General features: G+C 72.8%; 12 protein-coding genes and 1 tRNA gene. 8 read left to right on the top strand and 5 right to left on the bottom strand.

The features are described 5' to 3' along the window. Positions 1-43 precede the first annotated feature (43 nt). The 3 genes from AC1RSJ_RS07325 to AC1RSJ_RS07315 all read left to right on the top strand — a co-directional run bounded on the left by AC1RSJ_RS07325 (position 44) and on the right by AC1RSJ_RS07315 (position 3,447). Positions 44-1,501, top strand: a complete 1,458-nt coding sequence (locus AC1RSJ_RS07325; protein ID WP_493117689.1) for a glutamate synthase subunit beta — start codon at positions 44-46, stop codon at positions 1,499-1,501. A 42-nt stretch (positions 1,502-1,543) separates the two neighbouring features. Continuing rightward, on the top strand, positions 1,544-3,001 hold the full coding sequence (pyk, locus tag AC1RSJ_RS07320; RefSeq protein ID WP_493117688.1) for a pyruvate kinase: 1,458 nt from the start codon (positions 1,544-1,546) through the stop codon (positions 2,999-3,001). Positions 3,002-3,171: 170 nt separating this feature from the next. Next, entirely contained in the window at positions 3,172-3,447 is a 276-nt protein-coding gene (locus AC1RSJ_RS07315) for a hypothetical protein (protein WP_493117687.1), read from the top strand. A gap of 40 nt (positions 3,448-3,487) precedes the next feature. Here the strand turns inward: AC1RSJ_RS07315 and AC1RSJ_RS07310 are convergent, their stop codons facing one another. The 3 genes from AC1RSJ_RS07310 to AC1RSJ_RS07300 form a co-directional block, all read right to left on the bottom strand. Continuing rightward, complete coding sequence (locus AC1RSJ_RS07310; RefSeq protein ID WP_493117686.1) at positions 3,488-4,111, bottom strand: 2'-5' RNA ligase family protein; 624 nt, start codon at positions 4,109-4,111, stop codon at positions 3,488-3,490. Positions 4,112-4,200: 89 nt separating this feature from the next. Continuing rightward, positions 4,201-4,614 carry a DUF6855 family protein gene (locus AC1RSJ_RS07305; protein ID WP_493117685.1) on the bottom strand — a complete coding sequence of 138 codons (414 nt, stop codon included), beginning with the start codon at positions 4,612-4,614 and terminating at the stop codon, positions 4,201-4,203. A gap of 151 nt (positions 4,615-4,765) precedes the next feature. Further along, positions 4,766-4,849: transfer RNA gene (locus tag AC1RSJ_RS07300), tRNA-Leu, on the bottom strand. Positions 4,850-4,896: 47 nt separating this feature from the next. On the opposite strand from AC1RSJ_RS07300, the gene AC1RSJ_RS07295 reads away from it, so the two are divergent. After that, positions 4,897-5,502 carry an ANTAR domain-containing response regulator gene (locus AC1RSJ_RS07295; protein ID WP_493117684.1) on the top strand — a complete coding sequence of 202 codons (606 nt, stop codon included), beginning with the start codon at positions 4,897-4,899 and terminating at the stop codon, positions 5,500-5,502. A 228-nt stretch (positions 5,503-5,730) separates the two neighbouring features. On the opposite strand, the gene AC1RSJ_RS07290 is transcribed toward AC1RSJ_RS07295, so the two are convergent. Together AC1RSJ_RS07290 and AC1RSJ_RS07285 are read right to left on the bottom strand one after the other, a co-directional pair. Beyond that, the gene (locus tag AC1RSJ_RS07290; protein WP_493117683.1) at positions 5,731-7,185 is read right to left on the bottom strand and encodes a tyrosine-protein phosphatase; all 1,455 of its coding nucleotides are present in this window, start codon (positions 7,183-7,185) and stop codon (positions 5,731-5,733) included. Beyond that, a complete protein-coding gene (locus tag AC1RSJ_RS07285) occupies positions 7,182-7,601 on the bottom strand; it encodes a hotdog fold thioesterase (RefSeq protein WP_493117718.1) in 420 nt (139 codons plus the stop codon). The genes AC1RSJ_RS07290 and AC1RSJ_RS07285 overlap by 4 nt, the downstream gene beginning before the upstream one ends. 138 nt (positions 7,602-7,739) lie before the next feature. Between AC1RSJ_RS07285 and polA the strand changes: the two genes are divergently transcribed. The 4 genes from polA to AC1RSJ_RS07265 all read left to right on the top strand — a co-directional run bounded on the left by polA (position 7,740) and on the right by AC1RSJ_RS07265 (position 13,140). Beyond that, positions 7,740-10,415, top strand: a complete 2,676-nt coding sequence (polA, locus tag AC1RSJ_RS07280; RefSeq protein ID WP_493117682.1) for a DNA polymerase I — start codon at positions 7,740-7,742, stop codon at positions 10,413-10,415. 25 nt (positions 10,416-10,440) lie between these two features. Then, positions 10,441-11,268, top strand: coding sequence for a TrmH family RNA methyltransferase (locus AC1RSJ_RS07275; RefSeq protein WP_493117681.1), 828 nt, complete (start codon positions 10,441-10,443; stop codon positions 11,266-11,268). Between the two features lie 160 nt (positions 11,269-11,428). Further along, entirely contained in the window at positions 11,429-12,190 is a 762-nt protein-coding gene (locus AC1RSJ_RS07270; protein ID WP_493117680.1) for a DeoR/GlpR family DNA-binding transcription regulator, read from the top strand. Continuing rightward, complete coding sequence (locus AC1RSJ_RS07265; RefSeq protein ID WP_493117679.1) at positions 12,187-13,140, top strand: 1-phosphofructokinase family hexose kinase; 954 nt, start codon at positions 12,187-12,189, stop codon at positions 13,138-13,140. The genes AC1RSJ_RS07270 and AC1RSJ_RS07265 overlap by 4 nt, the downstream gene beginning before the upstream one ends. The last annotated feature ends 27 nt before the right edge of the window (positions 13,141-13,167 follow it).

The raw sequence follows: 13,167 nt of genomic DNA, 5'->3' as shown, positions 1-13,167 counted from the left end.
GAGGGCGTCCGTCCCGTCCACACGATCCTGGAGGTGACCCTCGGTGGCTGATCCCAAGGGCTTCCTGTCGACCCGCGAGCGGGAGACCCCGGCTCGTCGTCCTGTCGCGCTCCGGCTCATGGACTGGAAAGAGGTCTACGAGCCGGGCGACTCGACCCAGCTGCGCCGGCAGGCGGGGCGCTGCATGGACTGCGGCATCCCGTTCTGCCACCACGGCTGCCCGCTCGGCAACCTCATCCCCGAGTGGAACGACCTCACCTGGCGCGGCGAGGGCCGGCAGGCGATCGAGCGCCTCCACGCGACGAACAACTTCCCGGAGTTCACCGGCACGCTCTGCCCGGCCCCGTGCGAGGCGTCGTGCGTGCTCGGCATCAACCAGCCCGCCGTGACGATCAAGCAGGTCGAGATCTCGATCATCGACCAGGCCTGGTCGAACGGCTGGGTGCAGCCGCACCCGCCGGAGCGCCTGACCGGCAAGACCGTCGCGGTCGTCGGATCCGGCCCCGCCGGCCTCGCCGCCGCCCAGCAGCTCACCCGCGCCGGTCACACGGTGGCCGTGTACGAGCGCGACGACCGCATCGGCGGCCTGCTGCGCTACGGCATCCCGGACTTCAAGATGGAGAAGAAGCGCCTCGAGGCCCGCCTCGGCCAGATGCAGGCCGAGGGCACGCGCTTCCGCGCCGGCGTCGAGATCGGCCGCGACATCAGCTGGGCCGACCTCAAGGGCCGCTACGACGCCGTCGTGGTCGCCACCGGCGCCACCGTGCCGCGCGATCTGTCGATCCCGGGCCGCGACCTGCTCGGCGTGCACTTCGCCATGGAGTACCTGGTGCAGCAGAACCGCGCCGGCGCCGGCACGGTCGTCGACAACCAGCTCACCGCCGAGGGCAAGCACGTCGTCGTCATCGGCGGCGGCGACACCGGTGCGGACTGCATCGGCACCGCCCACCGCCAGGGCGCCATCAGCGTGACGAACCTCGCGATCGGCTACCAGCCGCCCGTCGACCGTCCGGAGAGCCAGCCCTGGCCGATGATGCCGACCGTGTTCGAGGTCTCGAGCGCGCACGAGGAGGGCGGCGAGCGGGTCTACCTCGCCTCCACCGTCGAGTTCCTGTCGAACGACGCCGGCGAGGTCCGCGCGCTGCGCGTCGCCGAGACCGAGTACCTCGACGGACGCCGCGTGCCGAAGTCGGGCACCGAGCGCGAGATCCCCGCCGACCTGGTGCTCATCGCCATGGGCTTCACCGGCGCCGAGTCGCACACCCTTCAGCCGCAGTTGGCCGTGCCGTTCGACGAGCGCGGTAACGTGGCGCGCGATGAGCAGTACCAGACCAGCGAGCCGGGCGTCTTCGTCGCCGGCGACGCCGGACGCGGTCAGTCGCTGATCGTGTGGGCCATCGCCGAGGGACGCGCCGCCGCGGCCGCCGTCGACGCCTACCTGGAGGGCGAGACCCAGCTCCCCGCCCCCGTCCGTCCCAGCGACCGCGCCATCGCGGTCTGACCGCCCGCTTCGGCGGGCATCCCCACCACACCAAAGGAAGTCATGAGACGAGCCAAGATCGTCGCCACGCTCGGCCCCGCCACCTCGAGCTATGAGGCCCTCACGGCCATCATCGAGGCCGGAGTCGACGTCGCCCGGATGAACCTCAGCCACGGCAGCCATGAGGTCCACGACGGCGTCTACGCGAACATCCGCAAGGCCGCCGCCGACCTCGGCAAGCCGGTCGCGGTGCTCGTCGACCTGCAGGGCCCCAAGATCCGCCTCGGCAAGTTCGAGGCCGGCCCCTACGACCTCGCGGCCGGTGACATCTTCACCATCACGACCGAGGACGTCGTCGGCACGAAGGAGCTCGTCGGCACCACGTTCAAGGGCCTCCCGCAGGACGTCAAGGCGGGCGACTACCTGCTCATCGACGACGGCAAGGTGCGCGTCCAGGTGCTCGACACCGACGGGGTGCGCGTCCGCACGCAGGTGATCGTGCCGGGACCGGTGTCGAACAACAAGGGCATCAACCTCCCCGGCGTGGCCGTCAACGTGCCCGCGCTGAGCGAGAAGGACGAGGACGACCTCCGCTGGGGCCTGCGCCTCGGCGCCGACTACATCGCGCTGTCCTTCGTGCGCAACGCCGAGGACGTCGACCGCGTGCACGAGATCATGGCCGAGGAGGGCGTGCGCCTTCCCGTGATCGCGAAGATCGAGAAGCCGCAGGCCGTCGACGCGCTCGAGGAGATCATCGACGCCTTCGACGGCATCATGGTCGCCCGAGGCGACCTCGCCGTCGAGCTGCCGCTCGAGGCGGTGCCGATCGTGCAGAAGCGCGCGGTCGAGCTGGCCCGCCGCATGGCGAAGCCGGTCATCGTCGCCACCCAGATGCTCGAGTCGATGACGCACTCGCCGGTGCCGACCCGCGCCGAGGCCTCCGACGTCGCGAACGCGGTGCTCGACGGCGCGGACGCCGTCATGCTCTCCGGCGAGACCAGCGTCGGCGAGTTCCCCGTCGTCACCGTGCAGACCATGGCCCGCATCGTCGAATCCACCGAGGAGCACGGCCTCGAGCGCATCGCGCCGCTCGGCACGAAGCCGCGCACCCAGGGCGGTGCGATCACCCTCGCCGCCGCCGAGGTCGCCGACTTCGTCGAGGCGAAGTACGTCTGCGTCTTCACGGAGTCCGGCGACTCCGCCCGCCGCATGTCGCGCCTGCGCTTCCGCATCCCGATGAAGGCGTTCACCCCGTCGGAGGACATCCGTCGCCGGATGTCGCTCACCTGGGGCATCGAGTCGTTCCTCGTCGAGCGCGTGAAGCACACCGACAAGATGTTCAACCAGGTCGACTCCGTGCTGCTCGAGCAGGGGCTCGTCGAGCCCGGCGACAAGGTCGTCGTGATCTCCGGATCCCCTCCCGGCATCGCCGGCTCGACCAACGACATGCGCGTGCACACCATCGGCGCCGCGCTGAACCCGGACGCACCGGTCTGGGAGTCGGGCGAGCACGCCGACTGACCCGGTCCGGCTCGGCTCCGGCCCGGCTTCGTGCCGCGGGTCCCGCATCCGAGAGCCCCGTCCGCTGTACGTCATCTGCACGTCGGCGGCCGGGGCTCTCGTGCGTTCTACGGTGCCCACTGAGGGCCGACCGCGCTGAACCTGCTCGGAGCCCGGCGAGGAGGTCCACCATGAGCGACGCAGCATCCCACGGCCACGACGGCCACGAGAGCACGGACGGCCGCGACGGCCTCGAGGGCCAGGAGGTCTCGGGCGGCCGCCACGCGGCGACGGAGCGCCCCGGCGTCTACACCGACAGCGAGATCCCGGGCGAGCCGGACCACCAGGTGCAGGAGCACGACGGCCAGTACACCGACAGCGTCATCCCCGGCGATCCGGCTCCGACCGGCAAGACGGGCGAGGGCGCGTACACGGACAGCGAGATCCCGGGCGAGACCGCGCCGTAGGGCCGGTCCCGGCGCCGGGCGAGTCGATCGGCGCCGGAGCTCAGACGCCCGCGATCGGCAGCACGACCCGGTCGCGGGCGTCCCAGATGCGGAGCGCGGTGCCGTCCGCCTCGAGGTCCGGGAGGCCGTCCGCGACTCCGGCGTCGGCTCCGCTGGCCGCGCTGGCGCCGTCGGCGGGTCCGGCGAGCAGCTCGAGCGCCCGCGGCAGATCGGCCCGGCGCAGCCGCCGCGCGAGGGTGATGTGCGGCATCCAGTCGCCCGGCCGGGTCCGCGGCACCGGCACGCCCCATGACGCGATCGCATCGATCCCGGCGTGCAGCGCGACCAGTCCGGCCGTCGGCAGCACGCCGCGGGCCAGCACCACCCGGTCGTCGTGCGGGAACACGAGCAGCCCGGTGAGCCGGAGCGGGATCGGCAGCGCGACCTCGATCCGTCCGAGTCCCTCGAGCCGGCCGATCAGCAGGTCGCGCAGCGCGTCCGCCGACTCGTCCGGACCCGCCGAGCGGACGGCGAGGCTGAGGTGCGGCCGATTCGACGGCGAGGCGTGGGCGCCGGAGCTCGACAGCCCCGCGTCCTGGAGCGCCGTCCACTCCGCCCGGATGCGCGACTCCGCGATCGGGTCGAGCGTCAGCTCGACGCTGACGACGGGGGAGCGGTCGGCCACGATCCGAGGGTAGGCGCCCGACGCGTCCGTCTACCGGTCGCACCCGTCGTGCGGCGCGGACCCGGCCACCGGGTCGCGGCGTCCCGGACTCAACCCGCGATCGCGCGCACCCGGTTGTTGCGGGCGTCGTGCGTGAGCTCGACCAGCCCGAGCGCCTCCAGGAGCGGCGGCAGGTACATCCCGAATCGTCCGCGGTAGCCGGACCGCAGGCCGTACCAGCCGCCCACCGGATTCGCGGGGTCGCGGCCCCAGGCCTCGACCGTGCCGTCCGTCACCGGCTTCTTCTCGTCGGCGGCGCCGAGGTCCACCCAGTCTCCGCGCTCGAGCAGCCAGGCGTGCAGGTCGTCGATCGCCTCGGCGCGGTAGCGGAGCTGCGTCGAGCCGACCTGGCAGACGATCACGGGCGGATCGGCGTGGTCGTCGCGGTACATCTCGTACGACGACGATCCGGGGGCGGTGGTGAGCCGCCAGGGGTCCTCGCGAGTGCCGCTGCCATCCGCCATGATCGACTCCGCTCGTGCGTGTGCCGTCAGGGTAGTCCCGGCACGGGGCGGGCAGTCCGTCAGCTCGCAGGCGATCCCGGTACAGCGTCGCCGATCCGGGAGGAGGTGCATCCCGCGCGCGACTGGACCGAGCGGGTGGACGCCGATGCGGTGCCGGCCGAGGGACTTGAACCCTCACGCCCTCTCGGGCAGAGCATTTTGAGTGCCCCGCGTCTGCCGATTCCGCCAGGCCGGCCCGCCCCCGGCGCCGAGGGCAATCGAACGATACCGTAGGCTCTCCCCGTGAGTGACCAGTCCACCAGCTCCTCCGCTCCGCGCCGTGTCGTGGTCGCCGAGGACGAATCCCTGATCCGGCTCGACATCGTCGAGATCCTCCGCGACAACGGATTCGAGGTGGTCGGCGAGGCCGGCGACGGCGAGACCGCCGTGAAGCTGGCGACCGAGCTCAAGCCGGATCTCGTCGTCATGGACGTCAAGATGCCGCAGCTCGACGGCATCTCCGCGGCCGAGCGGCTCAGCAAGAACCACATCGCGCCCGTCGTGCTCCTCACCGCGTTCAGCCAGAAGGACCTCGTGGAGCGCGCCTCGGAGGCCGGAGCGCTCGCGTACGTCGTCAAGCCGTTCACCCCGAACGACCTGCTGCCCGCGATCGAGATCGCGCTGAGCCGCTACCAGCAGATCGTCACCCTCGAGGCCGAGGTCGCCGACCTCGTCGAGCGCTTCGAGACCCGCAAGCTCGTCGACCGGGCCAAGGGCCTGCTCAACGAGAAGATGGGCCTCACCGAGCCCGAGGCGTTCCGCTGGATCCAGAAGGCCTCCATGGACCGCCGCCTCACCATGCACGACGTCGCCCAGGCGATCATCGACCAGCTCTCCGCCAAGAAGTAGCACCGTCGGAGCCGCCCGGCCCCGCGGGACCCGGCTGAGCGCGTCCGTCGGTCGAGCGCGTCCGTCGGTTTAGTGCGTCCGTCGGTCGAGCGTGTCCGTCAGTCGAGCACGGCGGCGAAGTCCGGACGGTCCTGCAGGCGGTGCCCGAACTCCGGCAGCACGAGGTGCTCCGCGCCCGCCGCGACCGTCGCCGCTCCGGCATGCCGGCACCGGCCGTCGCTCGTGCGGTCATGAGAGCCGGGCGGCCGCACGTCGGATCGCGTGCCGCAGTGCCGGGGCCGGCTCGACGCCGTCGAGGAACTCGGCCAGTCGCGCCCGCGCGCCGGGCATCCGCGCCGCCAGCTCGGCGTCGCTCAGCGCCTGCTCGCCGCCCAGGCGCGGCGCCTCCCGCATGGCGTCGTTCGCGGCCCTGACGCCGGCCTCGTAGTCGTCGAGCACCGCGTCCCGCGCCACGCCGGCCGCGTCGAGCAGCAGCGCCGCGACGATGCCGGTGCGGTCGCGGCCCGCGGCGCAGTGGATGAGCACACCGCCGGCGGGGGCATCCGCGATCGCGGTGAACGCGGCGAGATAGCGGTCGGGCCAGTGGTCCATGGATGCGCGGTAGTAGGCGGGACGGGCGTGGAGCCCCGCCCACTCGGCGAAGAACGGATCGGCCGGGTCCTCGAGCGGCGCGGAGACGACCGCGAGGTCAGCCGGGCGCAGCGGCGACTCCGCGGCCTCCTCGGGGCTCCGCAGGTCGACGATCGTCCGGATGCCCGACGCCGCCGCCGCGCGCCACCCCGCGTCGGACATCCCATCGGGGGTCCCGGACCGCACGATCCGCCCGCGCTGCGTCGCCTGCCGTGTCGGCTCGGACGTCGCGCCGCCGGAGGACGACCGCGGCAGCCCGCCGAGGTCGCGGACGTTCGCCGCGCCCTCCCACCCGAGCTCGCGCGACGCACCGCCGTCGCCGCCGGTGAGCCGCGCGGCCGCGCGGCGCAGTGCGCTCGGGTCGCCGCCGCCGGCCTCGAGCACCGTCTCCAGGTCGAGCGCGGCCAGGAAGGCGGCCAGGTGCTCGCTGTTGGCGCGGAGGCGCGCGGCGAAGTCGTCGTCGGAGACGGGCGGCTCCGGTGCGTCCGGCCGCGTCGCGTAGTGGTCGCGGATGCCGTGCATCGCTCGGGCGTAGTCCGCGAGCACCGCGTCGGGCGCCGCGCCGGCCCGCATGAGCACCAGCGCGACCACGAGTCCGGTCCGGTCGCGACCGGCGCTGCAGTGCACCAGCACGCCGCCCGGCTCGGCGTCGGCGACCGCCTGCACCGCCGCCGCGACGCGCGTCGTCCAGCGCCGGACCGCGCGCTCGTAGGTGTGCGGCGCGCCGCCCTCGCCGTGCCACCAGGCGTAGAAGTCGGCGTCGTCGAGGTCCTCGATCGGCGCGTGCACCGTGGTCGTGCCCGCGATCTCGACCGGCTCGCGCTCCCAGTCGCTGCGGAGGTCGACGATCGTGCGCACCCCGGCCTCCAGCAGCGAGCGCGTCCCAGCGTCCGTGATCGCATCCGGGCGACCGGATCGGAACAGTCGGCCCCGCTCGACGACGCCGTCGCCGACGCGGATGCCGGCGAGGTCGCGGGCGTTCGGCACGCCCTCCCAGTGCACCTCGCGATCGAGATCGTCGGGCTGCACGACCCGTGCCGACGGGACGCTCACCGGTCGCGCAGCATGTTCGTTATCCGGATCGTGGAGAGCCGGCGGCCCTCCTCGTCCGTGTTCACGATCTCGTGCGTCGCGAGCGTCCTGCCGAGCACGAGCGCGGTGCAGGTGCCGGTGACCCAGCCCTCGGTGATGGAGCGGCTGTGGCTCGCATTGATCTCGATGCCGACGGCGTAGCGGCCGGGTCCGGCGTGGATGGCGGCGGAGATCGATCCGAGCGACTCGCCGAGCACGACGTGGGCGCCGCCGTGGAGCAGTCCGACGACCTGCGTGTTGCCGGCGACCGGCATCCGCGCGACCGAGTGCTCGGCCGAGAGCTCGACGAACTCGATGCCCATCTTCACGGCGAGCTCACCGCCGGAGGTGCCGGTGATCCGCTCGACGAGCTCCGGATCGAGGTCGGGGGGCAGGATGGTCACGGGCGGCTCCTTCGCGTCGATCCGGGCTGGCGAGGACCGGTCCGGGCGGTGCCGGACGGGTCCGGAGACCGAGCCTAGGCGCTCGCGCACAGGCGCCCGGCGGTGTCCGGGGCGGCGGATAGGCTGACCGGCGTGCCGGACACCGACAAGCCCACGCTCCTGCTCATCGACGGCCACTCGCTCGCCTTCCGCGCGTTCTACGCGCTGCCGGTCGACAGCTTCACGACGCGCGACGGGCAGCACACGAACGCGATCCACGGCTTCATCTCGATGCTGCTGAACCTGCTGCAGAACGAGCGGCCGACGCACCTCGGCGTCGCGTTCGACATCTCGCGCTTCTCGTTCCGCACGCGCGAGCACCCCGACTACAAGGCGACCCGCGGCGAGACGCCGTCCGAGTTCAAGGGCCAGATCCCGCTGCTCGAGGAGGCCCTCCACGCCATGGGCATCACGACCATGACGAAAGAGGACTACGAGGCCGACGACATCCTCGCCACGCTCTCCCTCCGCGGCAAGGAGGAGGGCTACCGCGTGCTCGTCGTGTCCGGCGACCGCGACACCATCCAGCTCGTCGACGACGACGTGACGCTGCTGTACCCGAACGTCCGCGGCGTGTCCGAGCTCAAGGTCTACGACCCCGCGGCGGTGCGCGAGCGCTACGGCATCGAGCCGGCCCAGTACCCGGAGGTCGCCGCGCTGGTCGGCGAGACGAGCGACAACCTCATCGGCATCGACAAGGTCGGCGAGAAGACGGCGGTGAAGTGGGTGCAGAAGTACGGCACCGTCGACGAGATCGTCGCGCACGCGGACGAGATCACCGGCGTCGTCGGCGGCAACCTCCGCGAGCAGCAGGACCGCGCTCTCCGGAATCGTCGGCTGAACCGCCTCGTGCGCGATGTGGAGCTGCCGTACGCGCCCGCGGATCTGGCCCGCCGGCCGATCGACGCGCAGGCGACGCGCGACCTGTTCGCGCGGCTCGAGTTCCGCACGCTGCTCGACCGCGTCATCAAGCTCGAGGGCACCGCGGCGGATGCCGCCGCGGGCATGAGCGTGGCCAGCGAGACCTCCGGCGTGCCCGCGGTGCGCACCCTCGTCGACGAGGAGCTGGCGCTCTGGCTCGAGCGGGCCGTCGCGGCGGGCGCCCCGCTCGGCCTCCGGGTCGCGACGGCGGCGACCGCGAACGGCGTCGTCGAGCTCGAGGGAGTCGGCATCGCGACGACGACCGACAGCGCCTGGGTGCCCTGGGGTCCGCACCGACCGGACTACGCCGCGCTGGAGGCCTGGCTCGCCTCCGACGCCCCGAAGCGCACGCACGACGCGAAGCGCGCCGCCAAGGTCCTGGCCGGACACGGCATCGAGCTCAACGGACTCGAGTTCGACACCGGGCTGGCGAACTGGCTGCTCAAGCCGGGCGGCAAGACGGAGACGCTGCCGGATCTGGTCTACCGCCAGCTGGGGGAGTCGCTGCCGGAGCCGGACCCGAACCAGCTCGTGCCGGAGACGGAGGCCGTCAGCCCGGCCACGGAGGCCTGGTTCCTGCTCCGCGTCGCGGCCGAGCTCGAGGAGAAGCTCGACCCCGGCTCGCTCGGCGTGCTCCGCGACATCGAGCTGCCGCTGGTCCCGGTGCTCGCGCGCATGGAGCTGCAGGGCGTCACGGTCGATGCCGGGCAGCTCGAGGAGCTGAACCGCCGCCTCACCGAGAGCGCCGCCGAGCTCGCGTCGGCCGCCTTCGCCGAGATCGGCCGCGAGGTGAACCTCGGCTCGCCGAAGCAGCTGCAGGAGGTGCTCTTCGAGCAGCTGCAGATGCCGAAGACGCGGGCCAACAAGACCGGGTACTCCACCGACGCCGCATCGCTCGCCGACCTGCAGGAGACGAACCCGCACCCGTTCCTCGGGCACCTGCTCGGCCACCGCGACGCGACGAAGCTGAAGCAGATGGTGGAGACGCTCGAGAAGAGCATCGCCGCCGACGGCCGCGTGCACACGACCTACGAGCAGACCGGGTCGTCGACCGGGCGGATGTCGTCGAACGACCCGAACCTGCAGAACATCCCGATCAAGACGGAGACGGGCCGGGAGGTGCGCGCCGCCTTCCGCTCCGGACCGGGCTTCGCGACGCTCCTCACCGCCGACTACTCGCAGATCGAGATGCGCATCATGGCGCACCTCAGCGGCGACGCCGGGCTCATCGAGGCCTTCAACGCGGGGGAGGACCTGCACCGCTTCGTCGGCGCCCGCATCTTCCACGTCGAGCCCGCCGACGTGACGCCGACCATGCGCACGAAGGTGAAGGCGATGTCGTACGGCCTCGCCTACGGTCTCAGCGCGTTCGGGCTCTCCAAGCAGCTCCGCATCGAGACGGCGGAGGCCCGCGAGCTCATGGCCGACTACTTCGCGCGCTTCGGCGCCGTGCGCGACTACCTGCGCAACGTCGTCGAGCAGGCGCGCGTGGACGGCTACACGACCACGATCTTCGGGCGGCGCCGTCCGTTCGCCGACCTCACCTCGACGAACCGGGTGCTGCGCGAGAACGCGGAGCGGCAGGCGCTGAACTCGCCGATCCAGGGCTCGGCGGCCGACATCATCAAGCGGGCGATGCTGACCATCGACGCCGACATCCGGGAGCGGGGGCTCGCCTCCCGGATGCTGCTGCAGGTGCACGACGAGCTCGTCTTCGAGGCGGTGGACGGCGAGCTCGACGAGCTGTCGGAGATCGTCTCGTCGCGCATGGCCCACGCCGCCGACCTGACCGTGCCGCTCGAGGTGCAGGTCGGCACCGGACCGGACTGGGACAGCGCCGCGCACTGACGCGCGGCGCACAGGAGGGACCAGCGTGCAGCGCATCACCACCCGCAACTCCCGCTTCCAGGTCTGGCAGGCGTCGCTGGGCAACCGCTCGCGACGCCAGCGCTCGGGTGAGTTCCTCGTGCAGGGCGTGCGGCCGATCACCCTCGCCGTCGAGCACGGCTGGACCGTGCGCGCGCTGCTGTCGGTGCACGGGGCGACGCCGTCCGCCTGGGCGCGCGAGCTCGGTACTCGGCTGCCGGATGCGGAGCGCGTCGGCATGTCGGCGGAGCTGCTCGCCGAGCTCGCCGACCGCGACACCGAGGAGGCGCCCGAGCTGGTCGCGGTCGTCGCCCTGCCGGAGGACGACCTGCGACGGATCCCGGTCGGGGCCGACGACTTCCTCGGCGTCGTGTTCGACCGGCCGACGAGTCCGGGCAACATCGGCTCGATCATCCGCTCCGCCGACGCGTTCGGCGCGGCCGGCGTGATCGTCACCGGCCACGCCGCCGACCCCTACGACCCGAAGTCGGTGCGCGCGAGCACGGGATCCGTGTTCGCCGTGCCCGCCGTGCGGACGTCGTCGCCAGCGGAGGTGCTCGCGCACGTGCGGTCGAGCGGCCACGTCACGGTCGTCGGCACCGACGAGTCCGGCGACGTCGACATCGCGGATGCGGACCTCACCGGCCCGGTGCTGCTGCTCGTCGGCAACGAGACCCGCGGACTCAGCGCGGCGTGGCGGGAGGCCGCCGACGTGCTCGTGCGGATCCCGATCAGCGGTGCGGCGAGCTCGCTCAACGCGGCGAACGCCGCGAGCATCGTGCTCTACGAGGTGGCCCGGCAGCGCGCAGCGCGAACGCGAGGAATGCCCGGCTAGTTCCGTTCTGCGACACGCCGCGAGCCCCGGGCTTTGACATCCGGGCATGATCGGGCTTACATGGGCCCAGACCAACATCCGATCTGGGAGAACGCCCAGAGTCGGAGCGGGTCGAGCACCACCGATCCACCGCACCAGCCAGACAGACGACGGAGTCGACGTGTACGCACCGGAGCGTCACCAGCAGATCCTGGAGACCGCGCGCTCGCGCGGCCGGGTCGACGTGACCGGTCTGGCCAAGGAGCTGCTCGTCACGCCCGAGACGGTGCGCCGCGACCTCACCGCGCTGGAACGCCGGGGCGTGCTGCGCAGGGTGCACGGCGGCGCGATCCCCGTCGAGCGGCTCGGCATCGAGCCCGGCGTCGCCGACCGCGAGTCGCGGTCCGCGGGCGAGAAGGAGCGGATCGCGCGCGCGGCGCTCGAGGAGCTGCCGGAGGGCGGCTCGATCATCCTCGACGCGGGCACCACGACCGTCCGCCTCGCCGAGCTGCTGCCGATCGACCGCGAGCTCACCGTCGTGACGCACTGCATCCCGGTCGCCGGCGTGCTCATCTCCCGCCCGAACATCACGCTCCACCTGCTCGGCGGAGTCGTCCGCGGGCGAACGCTGGCCGCCGTCGGCGAGTGGACGCGGGCGCAGATCGCCGAGGTGTTCGCCGACGTCGCGTTCATGGGCACGAACGGCATCAGCGTCGACCGCGGGCTCACGACGCCCGACATGGCCGAGGCCATCGTGAAGCGGGAGCTCATCGGCGCCGCGCGGCGCACGGTCGTGCTCGCCGACCACACGAAGTTCGGCCGCGAGGACTTCGCCCGCGTCGCGCCGCTCAGCGCCGTCGACACGGTCATCACCGACGGCGGGCTGCCCGCCGAGCTCGCCGACGAGCTCGAGAACGCCGGACCCCGGGTCGTGATCGTGTGATCGTCACCCTCACGCTGAACCCGAGCCTCGACCGCACCGTCGAGGTCGACCGTCTCCTGCCCGGCGAGGTGAACCGCGTCAGCACGCCCACCCTCGAGCCGGGCGGCAAGGGCGTCAACGTCGCCCGGGCGCTCGACGCGAACGGCCACCCGTCGATCGCGGTCGTGCCGGTCGGCGGCCCCGAGGGCGCCGAGCTGGCCCGCCTGCTCGAAGGCGCCGGCGTCGACGCGCGCTTCGTGCCCGTCTCCGGCCGAACCCGCTCCAACCTCACGGTCAGCGACGCGGACGGGATCGTCACGAAGATCAACGAGCCGGGCACGCCCCTCACGATCGACGACCTCGTCGCCGTCCGCACCGCGCTCCGCGCCTCCGTCACGCCGGGGGACTGGCTCGTCGTCTCCGGGAGCGCCACCCCGGGCCTGCTCGGCGCCGACGTGTCGGCGCTCGTCTCCGTGGCGCGCGAGAACTCGATCAACGTCGCCGTCGACACCTCCGGCGCCGCGCTCGACGCGGCGATCGCGGCCGGACCGCGCATCGTCAAGCCGAACCTCGACGAACTGGAGGAGGCCGTCGGCCGTCCGCTCCGCTCGCGCGCCGCCGTCATCGACGCTGCCCGCGAGCTGCGCTCCCGCGGGGTCGAGCTCGTGCTCGTCAGCCTCGCCGAGCACGGCGCCATCCTGGTCGGCCCGGGCGGCGAGATCGTCGGGCTCTCCCCGGTCGACGACGCGCTGAGCTCCGTCGGCGCCGGCGACGCGTTCCTCGCCGGCTTCCTCTCCCGCTTCAGCGCCGACGAGGGCGACCTCGACGGCGCGCTCGTCGAGGCCCTCTGCTGGGGCTCCGCAGCCTGCCGTCTCCCCGGCAGCGCAGTGCCCGGCCCGGCCGACCTCGACCGCTCGAACGTCCAGCTGGTGTGGCAGCCAGACCTGGATCGCCCGCTCCTCGCGGGCTGACCCCTCCACCAAGCCCTCACATCCACC

The sequence above is a fragment of the Schumannella sp. GW821-FHT10F01 genome (genome assembly GCF_058809295.1).
The sequence above is the reverse complement of the archived record's forward strand: the minus strand, read 5'-3'. Positions and strand labels throughout refer to the sequence as shown.

Coding starts and splice junctions, on each gene's coding strand:
- pyk (WP_493117688.1), top strand. CDS start 1,544: ATGAGACGAGCCAAGATCGTCGCCACGCTCGGCCCCGCCACCTCGAGC.
- AC1RSJ_RS07315 (WP_493117687.1), top strand. CDS start 3,172: ATGAGCGACGCAGCATCCCACGGCCACGACGGCCACGAGAGCACGGAC.
- AC1RSJ_RS07305 (WP_493117685.1), bottom strand. CDS start 4,614: ATGGCGGATGGCAGCGGCACTCGCGAGGACCCCTGGCGGCTCACCACC.